We start from the raw sequence: 21,760 nt of genomic DNA, 5'->3' as shown, positions 1-21,760 counted from the left end.
CTCAATCGAGCGGCGTTTTAGTATCCGGAAATCGATCGTTGGTCAGCAATCGCCACGATTAACGTCACGGGCAGTGCCAGGTCGCGCTGCCCTCAAGCTAAGGTTGAAGATGATGCGGAGCAAGGTGACAGGTGCGCAGCGTTGGGTCGTGAAGATCGGCAGCGCTTTGCTGACAGCTGACGGCAAAGGGCTGGATCGCGCGGCAATGAGTGTCTGGGTCGAGCAGATGGTGGCGCTGCATGAAGCGGGCGTCGAGCTGGTGCTGGTGTCTTCCGGGGCGGTGGCGGCCGGCATGAGTCGCTTGGGCTGGACCGCACGACCCAGTGCCATGCACGAGCTCCAGGCGGCCGCTGCAATCGGTCAGATGGGGCTGGTGCAGGCGTGGGAGTCGAGCTTCGCCGAGCATGGCCGGCACACTGCGCAGATTCTCCTGACCCACGACGACCTCTCCGACCGCAAGCGCTACCTCAACGCCCGCAGTACCTTGCGTGCGCTGGTCGAGCTGAAAGTCATTCCGGTGATCAACGAAAACGACACTGTGGTCACCGATGAAATCCGTTTCGGCGACAACGACACGCTGGCGGCGCTGGTGGCCAATCTGGTCGAGGCCGATCTGCTGGTGATCCTCACTGATCGCGACGGCATGTTCGACGCCGATCCGCGCAACAATCCTGATGCGCAGCTGATTTATGAAGCGCGCGCCGATGATCCGACGCTTGATGCGGTCGCCGGCGGTACCGGCGGTGCGCTGGGGCGTGGCGGCATGCAGACCAAGCTGCGCGCGGCGCGCCTGGCAGCGCGTTCCGGTGCGCACACCATCATCGTCGGCGGGCGCCTTGAGCGCGTGCTTGATCGTCTCAAGGCGGGCGAGCGCATCGGCACGCTGCTATCGCCGGAGCGCGGCATGCTCGCGGCGCGCAAGCAGTGGCTGGCCGGTCACCTGCAAACCCGTGGCACCCTGGTGCTGGATGAGGGGGCGGTGTCGGCGTTGTCCAAGGGCAACAAAAGTCTGCTGCCGGTGGGGGTGAAGCTGGTTCAAGGCAGTTTCCGTCGCGGTGAGATGGTCGTCTGCGTAGCGCCGGATGGTCGGGAGATCGCTCGGGGTCTGGCCAATTACAGCGCCCTGGAAGCGCAAAAAATCATCGGTCAGTCGTCGGATGCGATTGTCGGTTTGCTCGGTTACATGGCGGAGCCGGAACTGGTTCACCGTGACAACCTGATTCTGGTCTAAGGAAAATTCGATGCGTGTAGCGAAAGGATTGTTGGGCCTGCTGATGGCCATGCCATTGCTGGCCTCGGCCGAGGAAATCGGTCAGGTGTCGACGGTGTTCAAGTTTGTCGGGCCGAATGACCGGATCGTGGTCGAGGCGTTCGACGATCCGAAAGTCGAAGGCGTGACCTGCTACCTGTCACGCGCCAAGACTGGTGGAGTGAAGGGTGGTCTCGGTCTGGCCGAGGATCGTGCTGAGGCGTCGATCGCTTGTCGCCAGGTCGGGCCGATCAAGTTCAAGGGTGAGCTGAAGGATGGCGATGAGGTGTTCAAGGAGCGCACTTCGCTGGTGTTCAAGACCATGCAGGTGGTGCGTTTCCTCGACAAGAAGCGCAACACGCTGGTGTACCTGGTCTACAGCGATCGCTTGATCGAGGGCAGTCCGCAGAATGCGGTCACGGCCATCCCGATCCTGCCGTGGGTGCCGGTCCAGCAATAAGCGTCATCAATCCGAACTGTGGGAGCGAGCCTGCTCGCGAAGAGGTCATGTCGGTCGATAGAAATATCAACTGGCAGATCGCATTCGCGAGCAGGCTCGCTCCCACATTTTTTTGCCTGTAGCTTGTTAAATCACAGGCAATAAAAAACCGACCCTGAGGTCGGTTTTTTAATGACTACGTCGATTAAGCGGCTTCTTTCAGCGCTTTGACGTGGCCATTCAGACGGCTCTTATGACGAGCAGCCTTGTTCTTGTGGATGATGCCTTTATCGGCCATGCGGTCGATAACTGGCACAGCCAGAACGTATGCAGCTTGAGCTTTTTCAGCGTCTTTTGCGTCGATGGCCTTAACTACATTCTTGATGTAGGTACGAACCATGGAACGCAGGCTGGCGTTGTGGCTGCGACGCTTCTCAGCCTGTTTTGCACGTTTTTTGGCGGAAGGTGAGTTGGCCACCGTCGAGCTCCTCGAAAGACTTTTTAGGAAATAGCAAACAAAATAGGCCGCGAATCATGCCGATGAAGACTTGTCTTGTCAAGGGCACTTGAATCGTTCCGCTAAGTGGTAGGTATAAAGAGGCGGGATATTTATTTCCGGCGCTTGACCTGTAAACTCGCGAGCTTTGGCTCTGTGCTGTTGCGGCGCGGAGTATCGCACAAGTAGGCGCATTGTTCGCCTGCTGTTTATCGACAGGCACAAACTCTCTCAATGAATCTGCTCAAATCGTTGGCCGCCGTCAGCTCTATCACGATGCTTTCCCGGATTCTGGGTTTTGTTCGTGACACGCTGATCGCGCGGACATTCGGCGCCGGGATGGCCACGGATGCCTTCTTTATTGCGTTCAAACTGCCCAACCTGCTGCGGCGCATCTTTGCCGAAGGGGCTTTCTCCCAGGCGTTCGTGCCGATCCTGGCCGAATATAAAAGCCAGCAGGGCGAAGAGGCGACGCGCACCTTCATTGCCTATGTATCGGGCCTGTTGACGCTGGTGTTGGCGGTTGTGACTGCACTGGGCATGATCGCCGCCCCTTGGGTGATCTGGGCCACGGCGCCCGGTTTTACCGATACCCCGGAAAAATTCCAGCTCACCTCCGATCTGTTGCGGGTGACCTTTCCTTATATATTGCTGATCTCGCTGTCGTCGCTGGCCGGCGCGATCCTCAACACCTGGAACCGCTTCTCGGTGCCGGCCTTCGTGCCGACTCTGCTCAACGTCAGCATGATCGTGTTTTCGCTGTTCCTCACGCCGTACTTCGATCCACCGGTCATGGCCCTTGGCTGGGCGGTGTTGGTCGGCGGTCTGGCGCAGTTGCTCTATCAGCTGCCGCACCTGAAAAAGATCGGCATGCTCGTGCTGCCGCGCCTGAACCTGCGCGACAGCGGCGTGTGGCGGGTGATGAAGCAGATGCTGCCGGCGATTCTCGGTGTTTCGGTCAGCCAGATTTCATTGATCATCAACACCATCTTCGCCTCGTTTCTGGTCGCAGGTTCGGTGTCGTGGATGTATTACGCCGACCGTTTGATGGAATTGCCGTCGGGTGTGCTGGGTGTGGCTCTCGGCACGATTCTGCTGCCAACACTGGCCAAGACCTACGCCAGCAAGGATCGCCACGAGTATTCGCGGATCCTCGATTGGGGGCTGCGCCTGTGCTTTGTGCTGGTGCTGCCGTGCGCATTGGCGCTGGGGATTCTTGCTGAACCGCTGACTGTTTCATTGTTTCAGTACGGCCAGTTCAGTGGCTTTGATGCCGAAATGACCCAGCGTGCGCTGATTGCCTATTCGGTCGGCCTGCTCGGGATTATCGTGATCAAAGTGCTGGCGCCGGGCTTTTATGCGCAACAGAACATTCGCACCCCGGTGAAAATCGCGATTTTCACGCTGGTCTGTACCCAGTTGTTCAACCTGGCGTTGATCGGCCCACTGGCCCATGCCGGCCTTGCCTTGGCGATCAGTGCCGGTGCTTGCCTGAACGCCGGGCTGCTGTTCTATCAGCTGCGCAAGCAAAAGATGTATCAACCGCAGCCGGGCTGGGGCAAATTCGGTTTCAAGCTGGTCGTTGCAGTGACCGTGATGTCGGCGGTGTTGCTGGCCGGCATGCATTTCATGCCCGCGTGGGATGAGGGGCATATGCTCGAGCGCTTCCTGCGCCTGGGCGCGCTGGTGGTTGCTGGCGTGGTGGCGTATTTCGGTATGTTGTTGCTGTTGGGTTTCCGTCTGCGCGACTTCAATCGCAAGGCCTTGAGCTGAGGTTTCAGCCTTCATGAGCAGGCATGAGCCGGGGGTTTTGTCGGCTCGTTCACTTTGCGTTACGGTGTTGCCTGTCGTCGGCCGTCGGGTGTGGTTATAATCGACCACTTTATGAGCAAGAAGCGCGTTATGCAGCTGGTTCGAGGCCTCCACAACTTGCGCCCCCAGCATCGGGGCTGCGTCGCCACTATTGGCAACTTTGACGGTGTTCACCGTGGTCACCAGGCTATCCTGGCCCGGCTGCGTGAGCGTGCGCTCGAGTTGGGCGTACCCAGCTGCGTGGTGATTTTCGAGCCGCAGCCACGGGAGTTCTTTGCTCCCGACACCGCACCGGCACGTCTGGCGCGGTTGCGCGACAAGCTGCAATTGCTAGCCGCTGAAGGCGTCGACCGGGTGCTGTGCCTGGCGTTCAACCAGCGGCTGAGCAAGCTCAGCGCCAGTGAGTTCGTCGATACCATTCTGGTCGATGGCCTTGGCGTGCAGCATCTGGAGGTCGGTGACGATTTCCGTTTCGGTTGCGACCGCCTCGGCGATTTCGATTTTCTGATGCAGGCCGGGCAGGTTCACGGTTTCACCGTCGAAGCGGCGCAAACCGTCGAGCTGGACGGCATTCGCGTCAGTAGCACTCAGGTGCGCAACGCCTTGGCTGCGGCCGATTTTGCCCTGGCCGAACGCCTGCTCGGCCGTCCGTACCGCATCGCCGGTCGCGTGCTGCATGGTCAGAAACTGGCCCGGCAACTGGGCACGCCCACTGCCAACATTCAACTCAAGCGCCGTCGCGTGCCGTTTACCGGGGTGTATCTGGTGAATGTCGACATCGACGGCAAGACCTGGCCCGGCGTCGCCAATATCGGCGTGCGCCCCACGGTGCAAGGGGATGGCAAAGCCCACCTCGAGGTCCATCTGTTAGATTTTGCCGGCGATCTGTATGACCGGCGTTTGACGGTGGTTTTCCACCAAAAGCTGCGTGAAGAGCAGCGCTTCGCCTCTCTGGAGGCATTGAAAACGGCGATCAATGCGGATGTCGCCACCGCCCGTGCACTAGCCGCACCTAGCGCCCATCGCTAATGAAGAGCCTTAAATGACCGACTATAAAGCCACGCTAAACCTTCCGGACACCGCCTTCCCAATGAAGGCCGGCCTGCCACAGCGCGAACCGCAGATCCTGCAGCGCTGGGACAGTATTGGCCTGTACGGAAAGTTGCGCGAGATTGGCAAGGATCGTCCGAAGTTCGTCCTGCACGACGGCCCTCCGTACGCCAACGGCACGATCCACATCGGTCACGCACTGAACAAGATTCTCAAGGACATGATCATCCGCTCGAAAACCCTGTCGGGTTTCGACGCGCCGTATGTCCCGGGCTGGGATTGCCACGGCTTGCCGATCGAGCACAAGGTGGAAGTGACCCACGGCAAGAACCTCGGCGCGGATAAAACCCGCGAGCTGTGCCGTGCCTACGCCACCGAGCAGATCGAAGGGCAGAAGTCCGAGTTCATCCGTCTCGGCGTGCTCGGCGACTTCGCCAATCCGTACAAGACCATGGACTTCAAGAACGAGGCCGGTGAAATCCGCGCCCTCGCCGAAATCGTCAAGGGTGGTTTTGTCTTCAAGGGCCTCAAGCCGGTGAACTGGTGCTTCGATTGCGGTTCGGCTCTGGCTGAAGCGGAAGTCGAGTACGAGAACAAGAAGTCCTCGACCATCGACGTCGCGTTCCCGATCGCTGACGAGGCCAAACTGGCTGCCGCGTTCGGTCTGGCCTCGCTGAGCAAACCTGCTGCGATCGTGATCTGGACCACCACCCCGTGGACCATCCCGGCCAACCAGGCGCTGAACGTGCACCCGGAATTCAACTACGCCCTGGTCGATATCGGCGACAAGCTGCTGGTGCTGGCTGAAGAACTGGTCGAAGCCTGCCTGGCGCGCTATGGCGTGGAAGGTTCGGTCATCGCCACCACCACCGGTGAAGAACTTGAGCTGATCAACTTCCGTCACCCGTTCTACGATCGTCTGTCGCCGGTGTACCTGGCTGACTACGTCGAACTGGGCGCTGGCACCGGCGTGGTTCACTCCGCCCCGGCCTATGGCGTGGACGACTTCGTGACCTGCAAGAAATACGGCATGGTCAACGACGACATCCTCAACCCGGTACAGAGCAACGGCGTGTACGTGCCGTCGCTGGAATTCTTCGGTGGCCAGTTCATCTGGAAGGCCAACCCGGCCATCGTGGAAAAACTGACCGAAGTCGGTGCGCTGATGCACACCACCGTCATCGAACACAGCTACATGCACTGCTGGCGCCACAAGACCCCGCTGATCTACCGCGCCACCGCGCAGTGGTTCATCGGCATGGACAAGGAGCCAACCAGTGGCGACACCCTGCGCGTGCGCTCGCTCAAAGCCATCGAAGACACCAAGTTCGTTCCGGCCTGGGGCCAGGCGCGCCTGCACTCGATGATCGCCAATCGTCCGGACTGGTGCATCTCGCGTCAGCGCAACTGGGGCGTGCCGATCCCGTTCTTCCTCAACAAGGAAAGCGGCGAGCTGCACCCGCGTACCGTCGAGCTGATGGAGGAGGTCGCCAAACGCGTTGAAGTCGAAGGTATCGAAGCCTGGTTCAAACTCGACGCTGCCGAACTGCTTGGCGATGAAGCGCCGCAGTACGACAAGATCAGCGACACCCTCGACGTCTGGTTCGACTCGGGCACCACGCACTGGCACGTCCTGCGCGGTTCGCACCCGATGGGTCACGAGAGCGGCCCGCGTGCCGACCTGTACCTGGAAGGTTCCGACCAGCACCGTGGCTGGTTCCACTCCTCGTTGCTGACCGGTTGCGCCATCGACAACCACGCGCCGTACCGCGAACTGCTGACGCACGGCTTCACCGTCGACGAGTCCGGCCGCAAGATGTCCAAATCGCTGGGCAACGTGATCGCGCCGCAGAAGGTCAACGACACCCTGGGCGCCGACATCATGCGTCTGTGGGTCGCTTCGACCGACTACTCTGGCGAAATGGCGGTGTCCGAGCAGATCCTGCAGCGCAGCGCCGATGCCTACCGTCGTATCCGTAACACCGCGCGCTTCCTGCTTTCCAACCTGACCGGTTTCAACCCGGCCACCGACCTGTTGCCGGCCGAAGACATGCTGGCGCTGGATCGCTGGGCCGTGGATCGTACGCTGCTGCTGCAACGCGAGTTGCAAGAGCACTACGGCGAATACCGTTTCTGGAACGTCTACTCGAAGATCCACAACTTCTGCGTGCAGGAGCTGGGTGGTTTCTACCTCGACATCATCAAGGACCGCCAGTACACCACCGGCGCCGACAGCAAGGCCCGGCGCTCGTGCCAGACCGCGCTGTTCCACATCTCTGAAGCGCTGGTGCGCTGGATCGCGCCGATCCTCGCCTTCACTGCTGACGAACTGTGGCAATACCTGCCGGGCGAGCGTAACGAGTCGGTCATGCTCAACACCTGGTACGAAGGCCTGACCGAGCTGCCGGAGGGCTTCGAGCTGGGTCGCGCCTACTGGGATCGCATCATGGAAGTGAAGGTCGCAGTCAACAAAGAGATGGAAATCCAGCGTGCGGCGAAAGCCGTCGGTGGCAACCTGCAGGCCGAAGTGACGCTGTTTGCCGAAGAGGCGCTGAGCGCCGATCTGGCCAAGCTGAGCAACGAGCTGCGCTTTGTCCTGATCACCTCGACTGCCAGCGTTGCACCGTTCGTTCAGGCTCCGGCCGATGCAGTGGCCACCGAAGTCAGCGGTCTGAAACTGAAGATCGTCAAATCGGCGTTCCCGAAATGCGCGCGTTGCTGGCATTGCCGCGAAGACGTCGGCGTGAACCCGGAGCATCCGGAAATCTGCGGGCGTTGCGTCGACAACATCAGCGGTGCTGGCGAGGTTCGTCACTATGCCTGATGCCGTTGGCCGTTTCGGACGGCTGAGCTGGCTGTGGTTGAGCTTGCTGGTCCTGGTCATTGACCAGGCCAGCAAGTTCTACTTCGAAGCCAAGCTTGAAATGTTCCAGCAGATCGTGATCATTCCCGACCTGTTCAGCTGGACGCTGGCCTACAACACTGGCGCTGCTTTCAGCTTCCTTGCCGACAGCTCCGGCTGGCAGCGCTGGCTGTTTGCCCTGATCGCGATTGTGGTCAGTGCCGTGCTGGTGGTCTGGCTCAAGCGTCTGGGCCGCAACGACACCTGGCTGGCCGTCGCCCTGGCACTGGTGCTGGGTGGCGCGCTGGGCAACCTGTATGACCGCGTTGCCCTGGGCCATGTGATCGACTTCATCCTGGTGCACTGGCAGAACCGCTGGTATTTCCCGGCGTTCAACATTGCCGACAGCGCGATCACCGTTGGCGCGATCATGCTGGCACTGGACATGTTCAAATCGAAGAAAACCGAAGAGGCCGCTCATGACTGAACCGCTATCGACTGAGCAACGCATCGGCCAGAACACCGAAGTCACCCTGCACTTTGCCTTGCGCCTGGAAAACGGTGACACCGTCGACAGTACCTTCGACAAGGCCCCGGCGACGTTCAAGGTCGGCGATGGCAACCTGCTGCCGGGCTTCGAAGCCGCACTGTTCGGCTTCAAGGCCGGCGACAAGCGCACTCTGACCGTCGAGCCGGAAAACGCTTTTGGTCAGCCGAACCCGCAGAACGTGCAGACCATCCCGCGTTCGCAGTTCACCGACATGGAGTTGTCGCCGGGTCTGCTGGTGATCTTCAACGATGCGGCCAATACTGAATTGCCAGGAGTGGTGAAGGAATTCGATGACACGCAAGTGACCGTCGACTTCAACCACCCGCTGGCGGGCAAGACGCTGACCTTTGACGTGGAAATCATTTCCGTCAAAGCGATCTAAAAATGCAGGAGTGAGCTTCTGTGGCGAGGGGATTTATCCCCGCTGGGGTGCGAAGCGCCCCCAGACCAGTCAACGGATTCTGAGATAAGTCCGTTGACGGTCTACGACTGCTAAGCAGCCGAGCGGGGATGAATCCCCTCGCCACAACAAGCAGGTCTCCACAGTCTGTTTTCCATTGTTTTCGCGCGCAAGACACGAGGCACAGCATGCAAATCAAACTCGCCAACCCCCGTGGCTTCTGCGCCGGTGTGGACCGGGCGATCGAAATCGTCAACCGCGCCCTGGAAGTCTTCGGGCCGCCGATCTATGTGCGTCACGAAGTGGTGCACAACAAGTTCGTCGTCGAAGACCTGCGCAGCCGTGGCGCGATTTTCGTCGAAGAGCTCGATCAGGTACCCGATGACGTGATCGTCATTTTCAGCGCCCACGGTGTTTCCCAAGCCGTACGCAACGAAGCCGCCGGTCGTGGCCTGAAAGTCTTCGATGCAACCTGCCCGCTAGTGACCAAGGTGCACATCGAAGTCGCCAAATACAGCCGCGACGGTCGCGAGTGCATCCTGATCGGCCACGCCGGTCACCCGGAAGTCGAAGGCACCATGGGCCAGTACGACGCCAGCAATGGCGGCGCGATCTACCTCGTTGAAGACGAAAAGGACGTGGCCGCATTGCAGGTGCGCGATCCGGAAAGACTCGCTTTCGTCACCCAGACAACCTTGTCGATGGACGATACCAGCCGTGTGATCGATGCCCTGCGCACGCGCTTCCCGGCCATCGGTGGTCCGCGCAAGGACGACATCTGCTACGCCACACAAAACCGCCAAGACGCCGTCAAGCAACTGGCCGACGAGTGCGACGTGGTACTGGTGGTCGGCAGCCCGAACAGTTCCAACTCCAACCGTCTGCGTGAACTGGCTGAGCGTATGGCGACTCCGGCGTACCTGATCGACGGTGCCGAGGACCTGCAACAGAGCTGGTTCGACGGCGTCGAGCGCATCGGTATTACCGCTGGCGCCTCCGCACCGGAAGTGCTGGTGCGGGGCGTGATCCAGCAATTGCAGGCCTGGGGTGCGACCGGTGCCGACGAGCTGGCTGGCCGTGAGGAGAACATCACGTTCTCGATGCCGAAAGAGCTGCGCGTCCGTTCGATCTGACGCTTCTGCCTTTGTCGCACAGCGCCTGCTCGGTTTCCTGACTGCCCAGGCGCACGCGACCGGTCGCCGCCAGCACGATCTGCCGCTGGCTGACCGGCTCGCGCGGCGAGCAGACGTGTATTGTCCCTGCCTGAAACCGCCGTCCCGGCATCAGCGGTTGCCCCAAATGACTGAACCGCACATAGCGGCTCACCCACCAGTTGCCGACAATCGGCACTTTCGCCTCACTGGCGCGTTCAACCAGCAGCGGATTGCTGCTGTCCTCCGGCCCCTTGCCGCTTCTATCCAGAATGATCCGCCAACCCTGACTCCAGTCACCGTCGATGCCATGGATCACCACGCTCTGATTGTGCGTGATCGCCAGTGTGCGAGCGTGGCGGATGCCTTCGAGCAGCGACTGCGCTGCGTGGTCGCGCTGAGTCGCTTGCTTGAGCGCGGCGAACGCCGGGCTGACCAGCAGCAGAACAATTGCGCCAATCGCCAGTCCCATAAGCAGTTCAATCAGGCTGAAACCGTGTTGCGGCATGAAAAATCCCTCCGTGGAATGGTATGAGCAGCGCAATCCATGCGCCGCGCAGGGCAAATCAGTCGGCGCGTGCCGAGCGGATGTTCTAGCGTGTAAAAGCAGGTATAGCCGACGGCAACGGAGGGCACCGATGGATCTTCGTACAAAAGGTTTCACGCTGGTCGAGTTGCTGGTCGCCATCGCGGTGTTCCTGATACTGATCACGCTGGCGGTGCCGGCCTTTACCCGTACGATCCAGAGCAGCAGGGCGGATACCGAAGTCGGCGACTTGCAGCGCGCGATCAATTTCGCTCGCCTCGAAGCGATCAATCGCGGCGTGACCACGCGTCTGCGTCCGACCGCTGGCGGCAGTGTCTGGACCGGTGAGCTGGCGGTCTACGACAGTACTGGCAATCCGGCCAATGTGTTGCGGGTTGTTCCAGCGATGAGCAGCGGCGCGACTCTGACGCTACCCTCAGGAGTGACCGCACTGGATTTCAACAATCTTGGTGGTCTGGCGGCACCGTCGACGGCGGTAGTCATCGGTTACACGCTGGGCACGCAAAGCAGGACGCTGAACGTGTGTTTGAACGGACGCATTCAACTGGGTGGAAATTGCGGATGAGGGCAGGGAGCAAAAACGCACAGGAGGGCATGACGCTGATCGAAGTGCTGGTCGCGCTGCTGATTCTCACCGTCGGGCTGTTGGGCGCAGCGGCGGTGCAGCTCAATGCGCTGAAGTACACCGACAGTTCGCGGATGACCAGTCAGGCCAGCTTCATCGCCTATGACATGATGGATCGCATCCGCGCCAATTCCGGCGCCAACTACACCGTCACGCCACCGACCTCGGGCAATCTCAGTAATGCGCGGGATCAGGATCTCTACGATTTCACCACCAATATCGCCAACTTCGGCGGCCCGACCGCGACGGGCAGTATCACCCTCAACCAGCGGGTCTACACCATCACCATTACCTGGAGCGACGCGCGCGCGGCCAACGCTGCCAGTGCCCAGCGCAGTTTCGTCCTGACCAGCCGGGCGGCGGTCGATCCGGTGGCCACGCCATGAAGCGTGCCAGCCGTGGTTTCGGCCTGATCGAATTGCTGATTGCTCTGGCTTTGGGGCTGATCGTCGTGCTTGGTGTGGTACAGATTTTCATCGCCGCAAAAAACACCTACGTCAGCCAGAACAGCGCCGCAGCGATGCAGGAAGATGCGCGCTTCGTCCTCAGCAAGATGATTCAGGAAATTCGTATGGTCGGCATGTTCGGCTGCCTCGGCACCATCGTCGACTCCAGTTCGGCAGGGGACTTCAACGCTGCGCAACTCATCCCGATCAACTGGGATAACGCCAGTCTCAAGCTGACCCTGGTCACCGCCGATGTCGGCAGCGGCGGGGGGACGCCGACCTGGACGGTGATTTCCGATTGCCGCAACAGCGCGGTCGCCTACAGCGGATTGCGCAACCCGACCACGGGCCAGATCGCGTTCCCGATCCGGCGCCTGATCTACAGCTTCAGCAATAACCAGATCCTCATGGGCACCGGCAGCGGCAATCCGGCGCAGCAAGTGCTGGTCAACAATGTCAGCGCCTTCAACGTCACCTTCGGCCTGGCCAGTTCGGCGACCGACGTCGCAGCCTCGACCTACAGCAGCAACCCTGGCGATCCCGCGCGCATCCGCAGTGTGCGCCTGAGCCTGACCCTCACCGACCCGAACAATCGGGTGCGCAATCAAACCTTCAACGTGGTTGCGGCATTGCGCAACCGCTTGCCATGAGGGGGCGGCGATGAGGATTTCCTTGCAACAACGTCAGGCACAGCGCGGCATGGTCTTGTTGGTCAGTCTGGTGTTTCTGCTGTTGCTCACATTGATCGGTTTGTCCTCGATGCAGAGCGCCAACCTGCAAGAGAAAATGGCCGGCAGCGTCAGCTTGCGCAATCAATCGTTTCAGGCGGCCGAAGCGGCGTTGCGTGTGGGCGAAAGCGCAGTACAACTGGACAGTTATTCGTTGGCGGTGTGCAGCGGCACGAGCCAATGTCTGCCGCCGGCGGAATCGTCATCGGTCAGCTCGGCAGGTTTCAATTCGACCTCCGGGGTGACGTGGATCGCTGCCGGTAATGGCTTTTATGGCGTGCAGAACATCGGCACGACCCTGACGGCGGTGAACGTGCCGAGTAACACCTCGGCAACCTTGTATCGAGTGACTGCGGTCGGCATCGCCGGCAATTCGCGTAGCGTGGTGGAGAGTGTCTATGCGAAGTATTGAGCGCGGCCTGTCGCTGCTGGTCGGCATGCTGCTGAGTTGCTACCTGGCGGCGCCGGCCTGGGCATTCACGCCGTCTGATTCGCCATTGCTGAGCGCGGCAGCGGTGGCGCCGAACGTGATGCTGCTGATCGATGATTCGGGGAGCATGAACAGCATCATCTACGCCGCCGAATTCAACCCTAACGTCAACCGCACTCCCGCCCGGCAGTGCAATGCTTTCCTCGGCTTGTGCTCTGCACTCAACGCGCCGCAGATTACTGGCGACACAGTGTTTCTATCGAGCCTGCCAACTTCCGGTTGCTCGGGAGGCGCCTATGCGTTCTACAACAACAGCGTGGCGCCCTTGTGCCTGAAACTGCCCGACCCCGTAGGCAACGAGAACACTCGGTATTCCGCCGATTACATTTCCTACATAGTCAGCCTCGCCAACAGCAACGGCACCCGCGACTTCACCACGGGGGCGATCCCCAACGATTACCGGATGAACGTGGCGCGCAACGTTTCCACTGCACTGGTGAGCAGCAACCGCACCTTGCGCATGGGCCTGTCGACATTCAATCCGGCGACCAGCAGCAACCCGGGCAACGGCGGTTTCATCGCTCGCTCGATCACCGATTTGTCACCCGTCGCGGGCAGCGTCACCCAGGCCCAGGCAGACACCAACTACAACGCGCTGATTTCATCGATCAACGGCTTGAACGCCGTGGCCAACACGCCATTGGCCGAGAGCTATTACGAAGTCACGCGCTACATGCGTGGCTTGGCGCCTTACTACAACGGCACACCGGCGACCTATACCAGTCCGATTCAATACCGCTGCCAGAAAAACTACGGCGTGGTGATTACCGATGGCTTGCCGACCTATGACCGTACCTTCCCGACCAACGATCCGCTGGCAGGCAGTCGCTTACCGAACTGGGATGGCGTGAATAACGATGGCGACAACCTCAACGGTGACGGCGAAGGTGACACGCTGTATCTGGATGACATCGCCAAATTCGCCTTCGACATCGACATGCGTTCGACCGGCACCGACGCCGCCGGCAAGAGCTGGAACGCGGTCGATTTTCCCCGGCAGAACATGAACACCTACACCGTGGGTTTCGCTGCGGATAACGATATGTTGTCCGACGCCGCCAGTTACGGGCAGGGCAGGTATTACCAGGCGACCGACAGCTCCGGGCTCAATGCGGCGTTATCGTCGGCACTGAGCGATATCACTTCCAAGGCCGGCTCCGGTGGTGCCGGTGTTGCCAGCAGCAGTACGTTGACCAGTGGCAGCAGTTTCTACCAGACCACTTACGATCCCAAGGATTGGCGCGGCACGATCAGGTCGTTCGGCTTTACCTCGACCGGCACGGTAAATACCTCGACGGCGCAATGGTCGACCGACACCACCATCGTGCCCTCTGCTACAGCGCCGACTTTCCAGTCATGGAACACCTTGAGCAACACGCCCATTGCTCTGGCATTCGGCAGCTTTTCCCCAGCCCAGCAGAACACGCTGAATCAGGGCCTGCCCACCGGTGTCAGCGGCACTGAACTGGTGGAGTGGAGCAAAGGGACCAACAGGGCCGGGCTCAAAGTGCGCACTGCGCTGCTGGGCGATATCATCAATTCGCCGCTGGTGCTCGCGTCGCCTTCGGACAAGACCGCATCCGACTTGACGGATGACAGCAGTTACACCAACTACCTGACCACCAAGGCTGCGAACATGAATACCAGTCTGGTAGTGAACGCCAACGACGGTTTCGTCAATGTGATCAATTCGACGAACGGCACCCGCCGTTATGCCTACATGCCCTCCAGCGTGCTGCCTTCATTGCGGCTGATTGCGGATACCAATTACGTCAACGGCGTCAGCCACAAGTTTCTCGTGGACGGTCAGGTCGGCGTGTTCGATGCGCAGGCCGGCACCACCTGGAGAACGCTGGCCATTGGCGGAACGGGGGCCGGTGGCAAAACCTTCTACGGACTGCAACTGTTCGATGCCTCGGCAGGCAACGTGATCAAGGCACTGTGGGAAGTCAGTGCGCCGGCTATGGCCAATGCGTCGAATGCTTTCAATGATCTGGGTTACGCCTACGCCCGTCCGGAAGTGGCACGCTTGGCCAATGGTCGCTGGGCGACATTCATCGCCAATGGTTACGGCAGCAATTCGGGGGTTGCGGCTTTGTATGTACTGGATGCAATGGATGGTTCGCTGATCAGGAAAATCGTCATCGACAGCACGGAAACCACTAACGGTCTGTCTTCGGTAAAACTCAGGGTCAATTCCTCGAACGTGGTGCAGGCTGCCTACGCTGGTGACCTGAAGGGGCGTATGTGGAAATTCGACTTGAGCGCGACGGCGCCGGAAAACTGGGGCGTGGCGTTTGCCGGCAAACCTCTGTTCACCGCCCCGGGTGGGGCAACGCAGCCGATCACCGCGCAACCGCTGCTGGCGGATAATCCGCAGGGCGGCGAGCAAGTGTTCTTTGGCACTGGCAAGTTCAACGAGACTGCCGACAAGACCAACAAGGATCTGCAAGCGTTCTATTCAATCTGGGATGCAGAGGGTGGGGCCGGACAAATCACCGTCAGCAGTTTGCAGGCACAGGCGATTACCGGTTCGTTCTCCGGCAGTTCCGGGCAGTTCCTGACCACCAGCCAGAATGAAACGACCTATCCGGGAGAAAAAGGCTGGTATCTGCCGCTGGTGTATAACAACGTGCTGACCGGCGAGCGCGTGATCAATCAGGCCAGTCTTGTGTTGGGGCGAGTTGTTTTCACCACTGCCAGCGTCGATACCACCGACCCGTGTTCGAGCTTTGGTACGGGCCGACTGGTCGAACTCGATGCGTTCAACGGTAAGATGCTCAACTACGCCGTGATCGACACCACCGGCGACCGTTTGGTCGATGGCAACGATACGATATCCAGCGGCGTGATTTTTACCGGCGGCATTCCGACCCTGAACTTCATCTCTGCTAACGGCGAGCGCAAGGGCACGACTGACACCAGCGGCGCGGTCACGGTCATTGTGGAAAAGGGTGGCGGCGGCAGCCGTCGTATCATGTGGCGACAAATCCAGTAAGCGAGAATTTGAGGCATGCGCAGAACCAGCCGAGGTTTTACCCTGATCGAGATCATGATCGTCATCGCGATTATCGGGATCATCCTCACCATCAGCATCCCCAGCTACAACGAATACGTGAAGAAGGGCCGTCGCGCCGAAGTGGTCTCGCTGCTCTCGGAGCAGGCGCAGACCCTCGAACGCTTCTACACCCGCAACAATGTCTACACCGGCGTCACCGGACTGAGCGCGGGCAATGATTTCTACACCATCACCCCGACGCTGACCGACCAGACCTTTGTGCTGACCGCGACGCGTAAAACCGGCTCGGCCATGGCCACCGACAAGTGCGGGGATTTCACCCTGACCAACACCGGCGTGCGAAGCATGAACAACGCGACCACCGGAGTGACCGCCAAGGATTGCTGGGGCCGCTGACGCACTCTTTTTCGGGCGCCTTTTGCGCCCACTGTCTTTTTACGGTTGGATCAAACATGACCAGGCAACAGCAAGTGGTGATTGTCGGCGGCGGGGTGATTGGCCTGCTCACTGCCTACAATCTCGCCTCCGAAGTGCGCAGCGTGGTGCTGCTGGATCGCTCGAATGTCGGCCAGGAATCATCCTGGGCTGGCGGCGGCATCGTCTCGCCGTTATACCCGTGGCGCTACAGTCCGGCAGTCACCGCGCTGGCGCATTGGTCGCAGGATTTTTATCCACAGCTCGGCGAGCGCTTGTTTGCCGACACGGGGGTTGATCCTGAGGTACACACCACTGGTCTGTATTGGCTGGATCTGGACGATGAAGCCGCAGCCCTGGCCTGGGCCGAGCGGGAAAACCGCCCGCTGCGGGCTGTGGATATCTCGGCGGCGCATGACGCGGTGCCGGTGCTCGGCAGCGGTTTCAGCCGGGCGATCTACATGGCCGATGTCGCCAACGTGCGCAATCCACGGCTGGTCAAATCGCTGAAAGCCGCGCTGCTGGCGCTGCCGAATGTGACGATTCATGAGCAATGCGAGGTCAGTGGCTTCGTCCGCGAGGGCGAGCGCGTGGTCGGCGTGCAGACTCCGACGGGCGTGATCAACGGCGATCAGATTGTGCTGACAGCGGGAGCGTGGAGCGGTGATCTGCTCAAGACGCTGAACCTGACGCTGCCGGTCGAACCGGTCAAAGGCCAGATGATTCTCTACAAGTGCGCGGCTGATTTCCTGCCAAGCATGGTGCTGGCCAAGGGGCGTTATGCGATCCCGCGTCGCGACGGTCACATTCTGATTGGCAGCACGCTGGAGCACGAAGGCTACGACAAGACCCCGACCGACATAGCGCTGCAAAGCCTCAAGGCCTCGGCGATCGAATTGTTGCCGGCATTGGCGGATGCTGAAGTGGTCGGGCACTGGGCCGGGCTGCGGCCGGGGTCGCCGGAAGGGGTTCCCTTTATTGGCCGGGTGCCGGGATTCGAAGGGTTGTGGCTGAACTGCGGACATTACCGAAACGGGCTGGTGCTGGCGCCGGCGTCGTGTCAGTTGTTTGCTGACGTGATGCTGGGGCGGGCGCCGATTATTGATCCGGCGCCGTATGCGCCTGAGGGCCGTATTTAGTCAGAGGCTGGTAGACCGCCTTCGCGAGCAGGCTCGCTCCCACAGGAATACTCATTCCAAATGTGGGAGCGAGCCTGCTCGCGAAGGGGCCTTTAATCCAGGCCCAACTTCTTCAGCCGATAGCGCATCGACCTGAACGACAGACTCAACCGCTGCGCCGCCGCCGTGCGGTTCCAGCGGGTTTCCTCCAGCGCCTGCAAAATCAGCTTCCTCTCGACGCTCTCCAGATAATCCTCAAGATTGTCGATCTGCGTCAGATCGGCCATCGCCCCGTCCGCCGTGCAATTGCCTTCGCTCAAACGCAGATCCTGCGCTTCGATCGTGCGGTTTTCACACAGGGTGTGCGCGCGTTCGAGGACGTTCTCCAGTTCGCGCACATTGCCGGGAAAGCGATAGTTCTTCAGCGCCTCCAGCGCTTGCGGGTGCAGGCGCGCTTCGGGTTGTCCGGTGTCTTTGGCCAGGCGCTTGAGCACGTGCATGGCAAGCGCCTCAATGTCGTCACGGCGTTCGCGCAGGGACGGTACGCGCAGTTCGATGACGTTGAGCCGGTAATACAGATCCTGGCGGAAACGCTCGGCTGAAACTTCGGCTTCAAGGTCTTTGTGCGTTGCGCAAAGGATGCGTACGTCGACCACCGTTTCCTGCTGGCCGCCGACGCTGCGCACGGCTTTTTCCTGAATCGCCCGCAGCAGCTTCACCTGCATCGACAGTGGCAGGTCGGCGACTTCATCGAGAAACAGAGTGCCGCCATGGGCCGCTTGAAACAGCCCCGGCTTGTCTTCGACGGCTCCAGTGAAACTGCCTTTGCGGTGGCCGAAAAATTCGCTTTCCATCAGCTCTGACGGAATTGCCCCGCAGTTCACCGGCACAAACGGCTGGCTGGCGCGCGGACCTTGTTCGTGGATCAGACGCGCGACCAGTTCTTTGCCGCTGCCGGATTCGCCGCTGATGTAAACCGGCGCCTGACTGCGTGCGAGCTTGTCGATCTGCTTGCGCAGATTGGCCATCGGCGGCGAGTCGCCCAGCAAGCGTCGCTCGATTGCCGTGCTCAGGCCGCCCGCTGTCGGCAGGCGCAGCGCCGAGCTGACCAGTTCGCGCAAGCGCGGCAGTTCCACCGGTTTGGTGAGGAAGTCGAACGCCCCGGCCTTCAGCGCATTGATCGCAGTTTCCAGGCTTCCGTACGCCGTGATCATCGCTACCGGCAGGTGTGGATCGCGTTGCTGAATGTGTTGCACCAGCTCCAGCCCAGTGCCGTCGGGCAGGCGCATGTCGGTCAGGCACAGGTCAAAGTGCTCGCGCTGCAACAGCGCCTGAGCTTCGCTCAGATTGCGTGCGCTGAAGGTCTCGAGTTTCATCCGTCCCAGGGTGATTTCCAGGAGCTCGCGGATATCCGGTTCGTCGTCGACGATTAGAATTTTTTGCCGTGGGCTTGTATTCAACTTTGTTTCCGTCCGTGAGCAAAAGTGATGCAAAAGCAGCCGCCGCCTTGGCGTGATTTGAAGTCTAGGCGTGCCTGGTTGCTTTCGCACAGCTCACGGGACAGATAAAGGCCAAGACCGGTGCCCTGGCTGCTGGTAGTGAAGAACGGCTCAAACAGATGCGCCTGTTCATCGGCCGACACGCCGGGGCCGTTGTCCTGCACTTCGAGCACTGCCAATTGGCTTTCGGGGTCGACGAACAGTGCCAGCCAGACGTCGGCCTGCTCGTGCAGTTGGGCGCTGTGACGCCAGGCATTGCGTATCAGATTGTCGAGAATCTGCCGCAACTGGTTGGGGTCCATCAACGTGGTGAAATCGCCGGAATTGATTCGCAGATGAATGTGCTGGCGCTCATTGGCCTGCTCGCGGATTTCGCCGACGAAGTCTTCCAGCCACGGCTTGAGGTCCAGCCGTTGCGGCGCGCTTTGCTGGCGGCGGGACAGTTGCAGGACGTTTTCGATGACTCGGTTCATGCGCTGGGAGTGGTCTTGAATAATCTGCGTCAGACGCCGATCTGCGCTATCGAGTTCCTCGGACTCGGCCAACAGCTGCGCGGCATGACTGATCGCGCCCAGCGGATTGCGAATTTCATGGGAGATGCCGGCGGTCAAACGCCCGAGCGCAGCGAGCTTGAGTTGCTGCGCCTGTTGGGTGATTTGCGCCAGGTCTTCGAGAAACACCAGCGTCTGCTGGTTCGGGCTCTGCTCAAGGGCGATGAAACTGGGCTGCAGCTCAAGGCCATTGCCGGGGATTTTCAGGCTCTGCGGGCGCAAGGTCGGGTTGTTGCGCCACAGTTGCAGACGCTCGACCAGTGCTGGCGAATATTCGTCGATCATATGACCTTGCAGGTGACTGTGGCCGAGCAGACTCTGCGCGCTGTGATTGGCCAGTTGCACCCGACGTTGCTCGTCGAGCACCAGAATCCCCGTGCGCATGCGTTGCAGGATCAATGCGTTCAGCGCCTCCAGGCTGACCACTTCGCTGGCGCGCTGTTCGGCCAGGGTCTCGCTGACTTCGAGGCGGCGGATCAACCCTTGCACCAGCAGCGAGGCGGCAAAGCACAGCGCACCGAGGGTGCCGGCTTGCAAGTAGGCGTTGGCGCTCAAGGGGCGGCTGAGCCCCAGCAGAAAGCTCAGGCCGACAATGCCGATCGCCGCAATGGCGGCAATCAGCAGGCCGATGCGTCGGCGTAGCAGGGTGTTGCTGATTGCCACCGAGACCACCAGCAAATTGCCCAGCGCACTGGCCACGCCGCCCGCCGCGTAGAACAGGCCGCACAACAGCAGCACATCGACAAGCGCCAGGGTGAACAACTGCGCCGGGCGCCGGGTGTTTTCAAGGAACACCACCAGCAGCATGTTGATGATCAGGTACAGCCAGCTGCCGCCGCGCAGCAGATCGTCGTTGGCCGACGTCAGCAGGCGGTTGTCCATGTTGCTGGAGATCAGCAGCACCAGAGTGATGCCGACACTTAAACGGTACAGGTGATAAAGGCGCAGCAGACGCTGCGCCTGTTTCTGGTCGGCGTTGGCGGCCTCAGCGACCACTGGCGCCCGGGCCTTGCTCGAGATGAGCCTGGCTGCAATACCAAAGTTGCTGGTTGCCCAGCGCGCGGTCGCGCGGCAGGTGCACGCCGCAGTGGGCGCAGCGCACCATCGGCGGCGCATCCTGTTCGCGCGGCGATCGGGTGGACGAGGCGGGGGCCTTGAATTTGCGCCAGAGCCAGATGGCGGCGAAGATCAGGGCAATCCAGAACAATAAACGAAGCATGATGAGCGGCTTTTCGACTGATGATCCGGCAGTTTAGCCAAGGTCCCGATCAGCGCACAGCCTATTAAAGCGCGGCAATAAAAAAGGGAGATCCGCGGATCTCCCTTTTTCGTACCGCCGGTGTGATCAGTCGAATACGCCGAAGGTCATGTAGCTGAACCACGAGCGATCGGTGTCGCTGGATTCCGGCTCTGGCTCTTCGATCACGTCGCCGTTTTCGTCCTTAGGCTTGAGCTCGTTCGGAATCGCATCTTTCGCGTCCTGGAACTGCTTCTGCACGTCCTGGTTGGCGCGGGTTTCGCCCGGCGGCAGCGGTGGACGCGATTCGATCAGGCCCAAAGTCGCCTTGCTCAGGAACGAACGGTTGTCGGCCTCGGCTACGCGTGGCACGAACTGGCCATCTTGCAGGCTCGGGTGATCCGGGTAGTTGAGCTTCAGGGTTTCCAGGCTGGTCGCGGCCAGATCGTCGAGATGCAGACGCTGGTAAGCCTCGGTCATCACCGCCAGGCCGTCGCCGACCGATGGGGTTTCCTGGAAGTTTTCCACGACGTACTTGCCACGGTTGGCAGCGGCTACATAAGCCTGACGGGTCAGGTAGTAGTCGGCGACGTGAATCTCGTAGGCCGCCAGCAGGTTGCGCAGATAGATCATGCGCTGCTTGGCGTCCGGCGCGTAGCGGCTGTTCGGGTAGCGGCTGGTCAGCTGCGCGAACTCGTTGTACGAGTCGCGGGCGGCGCCCGGGTCACGCTTGGTCATGTCCAGCGGCAGGAAGCGCGCCAGCAGGCCGACGTCCTGGTCGAACGAGGTCAGACCCTTGAGGTAGTACGCGTAATCCACGTTCGGATGCTGCGGATGCAAACGAATGAAACGCTCGGCGGCGGACTTTGCAGCTTCCGGCTCGGCGTTCTTGTAGTTGGCGTAGATCAACTCCAGCTGAGCCTGATCGGCGTAGCGACCGAACGGATAACGCGACTCCAAAGCCTTCAGCTTGGCTGTGGCGCTGGTGTAGCTGTTGTTGTCCAGGTCAGTCTGAGCCTGCTGATACAGCTCGGCTTCGCTGAGGTTTTCGTCTACGACTTCCTTCGATGAGCAAGCAGCGGTCAATGCGAGGATGG

Annotated in this window: 21 protein-coding genes; 15 read left to right on the top strand and 6 right to left on the bottom strand. The window is 60.5% G+C overall.

The features are described from left to right. Positions 1 to 112 precede the first annotated feature (112 nt). Entirely contained in the window at positions 113 to 1,231 is a 1,119-nt protein-coding gene (proB, locus tag D8U71_RS01420) for a glutamate 5-kinase (RefSeq protein WP_039761700.1), read from the top strand. Between the two features lie 10 nt (positions 1,232 to 1,241). Beyond that, positions 1,242 to 1,709, top strand: a complete 468-nt coding sequence (locus D8U71_RS01415) for a CreA family protein (RefSeq protein ID WP_039761698.1) — start codon at positions 1,242 to 1,244, stop codon at positions 1,707 to 1,709. Between the two features lie 184 nt (positions 1,710 to 1,893). On the opposite strand, the gene rpsT is transcribed toward D8U71_RS01415, so the two are convergent. Then, complete coding sequence (gene rpsT, locus D8U71_RS01410) at positions 1,894 to 2,166, bottom strand: 30S ribosomal protein S20 (protein WP_003228351.1); 273 nt, start codon at positions 2,164 to 2,166, stop codon at positions 1,894 to 1,896. Between the two features lie 252 nt (positions 2,167 to 2,418). Between rpsT and murJ the strand changes: the two genes are divergently transcribed. From murJ to ispH, 6 genes are all read left to right on the top strand, one after another. Beyond that, positions 2,419 to 3,957 carry a murein biosynthesis integral membrane protein MurJ gene (gene murJ, locus D8U71_RS01400; protein WP_016773124.1) on the top strand — a complete coding sequence of 513 codons (1,539 nt, stop codon included), beginning with the start codon at positions 2,419 to 2,421 and terminating at the stop codon, positions 3,955 to 3,957. A 129-nt stretch (positions 3,958 to 4,086) separates the two neighbouring features. Next, entirely contained in the window at positions 4,087 to 5,025 is a 939-nt protein-coding gene (gene ribF, locus D8U71_RS01395) for a bifunctional riboflavin kinase/FAD synthetase (RefSeq protein WP_016773125.1), read from the top strand. A gap of 13 nt (positions 5,026 to 5,038) precedes the next feature. Then, complete coding sequence (gene ileS / locus D8U71_RS01390; RefSeq protein ID WP_130887011.1) at positions 5,039 to 7,870, top strand: isoleucine--tRNA ligase; 2,832 nt, start codon at positions 5,039 to 5,041, stop codon at positions 7,868 to 7,870. Further along, complete coding sequence (gene lspA, locus D8U71_RS01385; RefSeq protein WP_130887010.1) at positions 7,863 to 8,375, top strand: signal peptidase II; 513 nt, start codon at positions 7,863 to 7,865, stop codon at positions 8,373 to 8,375. Before ileS ends, lspA begins: the two co-directional genes overlap by 8 nt. Next, on the top strand, positions 8,368 to 8,820 hold the full coding sequence (fkpB, locus tag D8U71_RS01380; protein ID WP_016773128.1) for an FKBP-type peptidyl-prolyl cis-trans isomerase: 453 nt from the start codon (positions 8,368 to 8,370) through the stop codon (positions 8,818 to 8,820). The genes lspA and fkpB overlap by 8 nt, the downstream gene beginning before the upstream one ends. A gap of 206 nt (positions 8,821 to 9,026) precedes the next feature. Next, the gene (gene ispH, locus D8U71_RS01375) at positions 9,027 to 9,971 is read left to right on the top strand and encodes a 4-hydroxy-3-methylbut-2-enyl diphosphate reductase (protein WP_016773129.1); all 945 of its coding nucleotides are present in this window, start codon (positions 9,027 to 9,029) and stop codon (positions 9,969 to 9,971) included. Here ispH and D8U71_RS01370 read toward each other — a convergent pair. Next, positions 9,928 to 10,497 carry a GspH/FimT family protein gene (locus D8U71_RS01370; protein ID WP_130887009.1) on the bottom strand — a complete coding sequence of 190 codons (570 nt, stop codon included), beginning with the start codon at positions 10,495 to 10,497 and terminating at the stop codon, positions 9,928 to 9,930. The genes ispH and D8U71_RS01370 overlap by 44 nt on opposite strands. Positions 10,498 to 10,627: 130 nt before the next feature. On the opposite strand from D8U71_RS01370, the gene D8U71_RS01365 reads away from it, so the two are divergent. The 7 genes from D8U71_RS01365 to thiO are packed head-to-tail and all read left to right on the top strand — an operon-like array spanning position 10,628 to position 17,397. After that, entirely contained in the window at positions 10,628 to 11,101 is a 474-nt protein-coding gene (locus tag D8U71_RS01365; protein WP_122698535.1) for a GspH/FimT family pseudopilin, read from the top strand. Next, on the top strand, positions 11,098 to 11,547 hold the full coding sequence (gene pilV, locus D8U71_RS01360; RefSeq protein WP_016773132.1) for a type IV pilus modification protein PilV: 450 nt from the start codon (positions 11,098 to 11,100) through the stop codon (positions 11,545 to 11,547). The genes D8U71_RS01365 and pilV overlap by 4 nt, the downstream gene beginning before the upstream one ends. After that, positions 11,544 to 12,257 (top strand): prepilin-type N-terminal cleavage/methylation domain-containing protein, encoded by a 714-nt coding sequence (locus D8U71_RS01355; protein ID WP_016773133.1) that lies wholly within the window; start codon positions 11,544 to 11,546, stop codon positions 12,255 to 12,257. The genes pilV and D8U71_RS01355 overlap by 4 nt, the downstream gene beginning before the upstream one ends. Positions 12,258 to 12,267: 10 nt before the next feature. Beyond that, a complete protein-coding gene (locus D8U71_RS01350; protein WP_016773134.1) occupies positions 12,268 to 12,747 on the top strand; it encodes a PilX N-terminal domain-containing pilus assembly protein in 480 nt (159 codons plus the stop codon). Continuing rightward, positions 12,734 to 15,823: a PilC/PilY family type IV pilus protein gene (locus D8U71_RS01345; RefSeq protein ID WP_130887008.1), complete on the top strand. Its 3,090-nt coding sequence runs from the start codon at positions 12,734 to 12,736 to the stop codon at positions 15,821 to 15,823. Before D8U71_RS01350 ends, D8U71_RS01345 begins: the two co-directional genes overlap by 14 nt. A gap of 15 nt (positions 15,824 to 15,838) precedes the next feature. Next, positions 15,839 to 16,240: a type IV pilin protein gene (locus D8U71_RS01340; protein WP_016773135.1), complete on the top strand. Its 402-nt coding sequence runs from the start codon at positions 15,839 to 15,841 to the stop codon at positions 16,238 to 16,240. A 56-nt stretch (positions 16,241 to 16,296) separates the two neighbouring features. Then, positions 16,297 to 17,397: a glycine oxidase ThiO gene (thiO, locus tag D8U71_RS01335; RefSeq protein ID WP_130887007.1), complete on the top strand. Its 1,101-nt coding sequence runs from the start codon at positions 16,297 to 16,299 to the stop codon at positions 17,395 to 17,397. A gap of 92 nt (positions 17,398 to 17,489) precedes the next feature. On the opposite strand, the gene D8U71_RS01330 is transcribed toward thiO, so the two are convergent. From D8U71_RS01330 to D8U71_RS01315, 4 genes are all read right to left on the bottom strand, one after another. Next, positions 17,490 to 18,836, bottom strand: a complete 1,347-nt coding sequence (locus D8U71_RS01330; RefSeq protein WP_130887006.1) for a sigma-54 dependent transcriptional regulator — start codon at positions 18,834 to 18,836, stop codon at positions 17,490 to 17,492. Continuing rightward, complete coding sequence (locus D8U71_RS01325) at positions 18,833 to 20,422, bottom strand: ATP-binding protein (protein WP_122698540.1); 1,590 nt, start codon at positions 20,420 to 20,422, stop codon at positions 18,833 to 18,835. Before D8U71_RS01325 ends, D8U71_RS01330 begins: the two co-directional genes overlap by 4 nt. After that, entirely contained in the window at positions 20,412 to 20,645 is a 234-nt protein-coding gene (locus D8U71_RS01320) for a PP0621 family protein (RefSeq protein WP_016773138.1), read from the bottom strand. Before D8U71_RS01320 ends, D8U71_RS01325 begins: the two co-directional genes overlap by 11 nt. Before the next feature lie 126 nt (positions 20,646 to 20,771). Then, positions 20,772 to 21,758 carry an outer membrane protein assembly factor BamD gene (locus D8U71_RS01315; RefSeq protein ID WP_241664188.1) on the bottom strand — a complete coding sequence of 329 codons (987 nt, stop codon included), beginning with the start codon at positions 21,756 to 21,758 and terminating at the stop codon, positions 20,772 to 20,774. Positions 21,759 to 21,760: the final 2 nt, after the last annotated feature.

Origin of the sequence: Pseudomonas sp. Sample_21 (assembly GCF_004307525.1) — a bacterium.
In the GTDB taxonomy this organism is placed as follows: domain Bacteria; phylum Pseudomonadota; class Gammaproteobacteria; order Pseudomonadales; family Pseudomonadaceae; genus Aquipseudomonas; species Aquipseudomonas atacamensis.
Note: the sequence above shows the minus strand (reverse complement) of the source record. Positions and strands in the feature narration are given on the sequence as shown.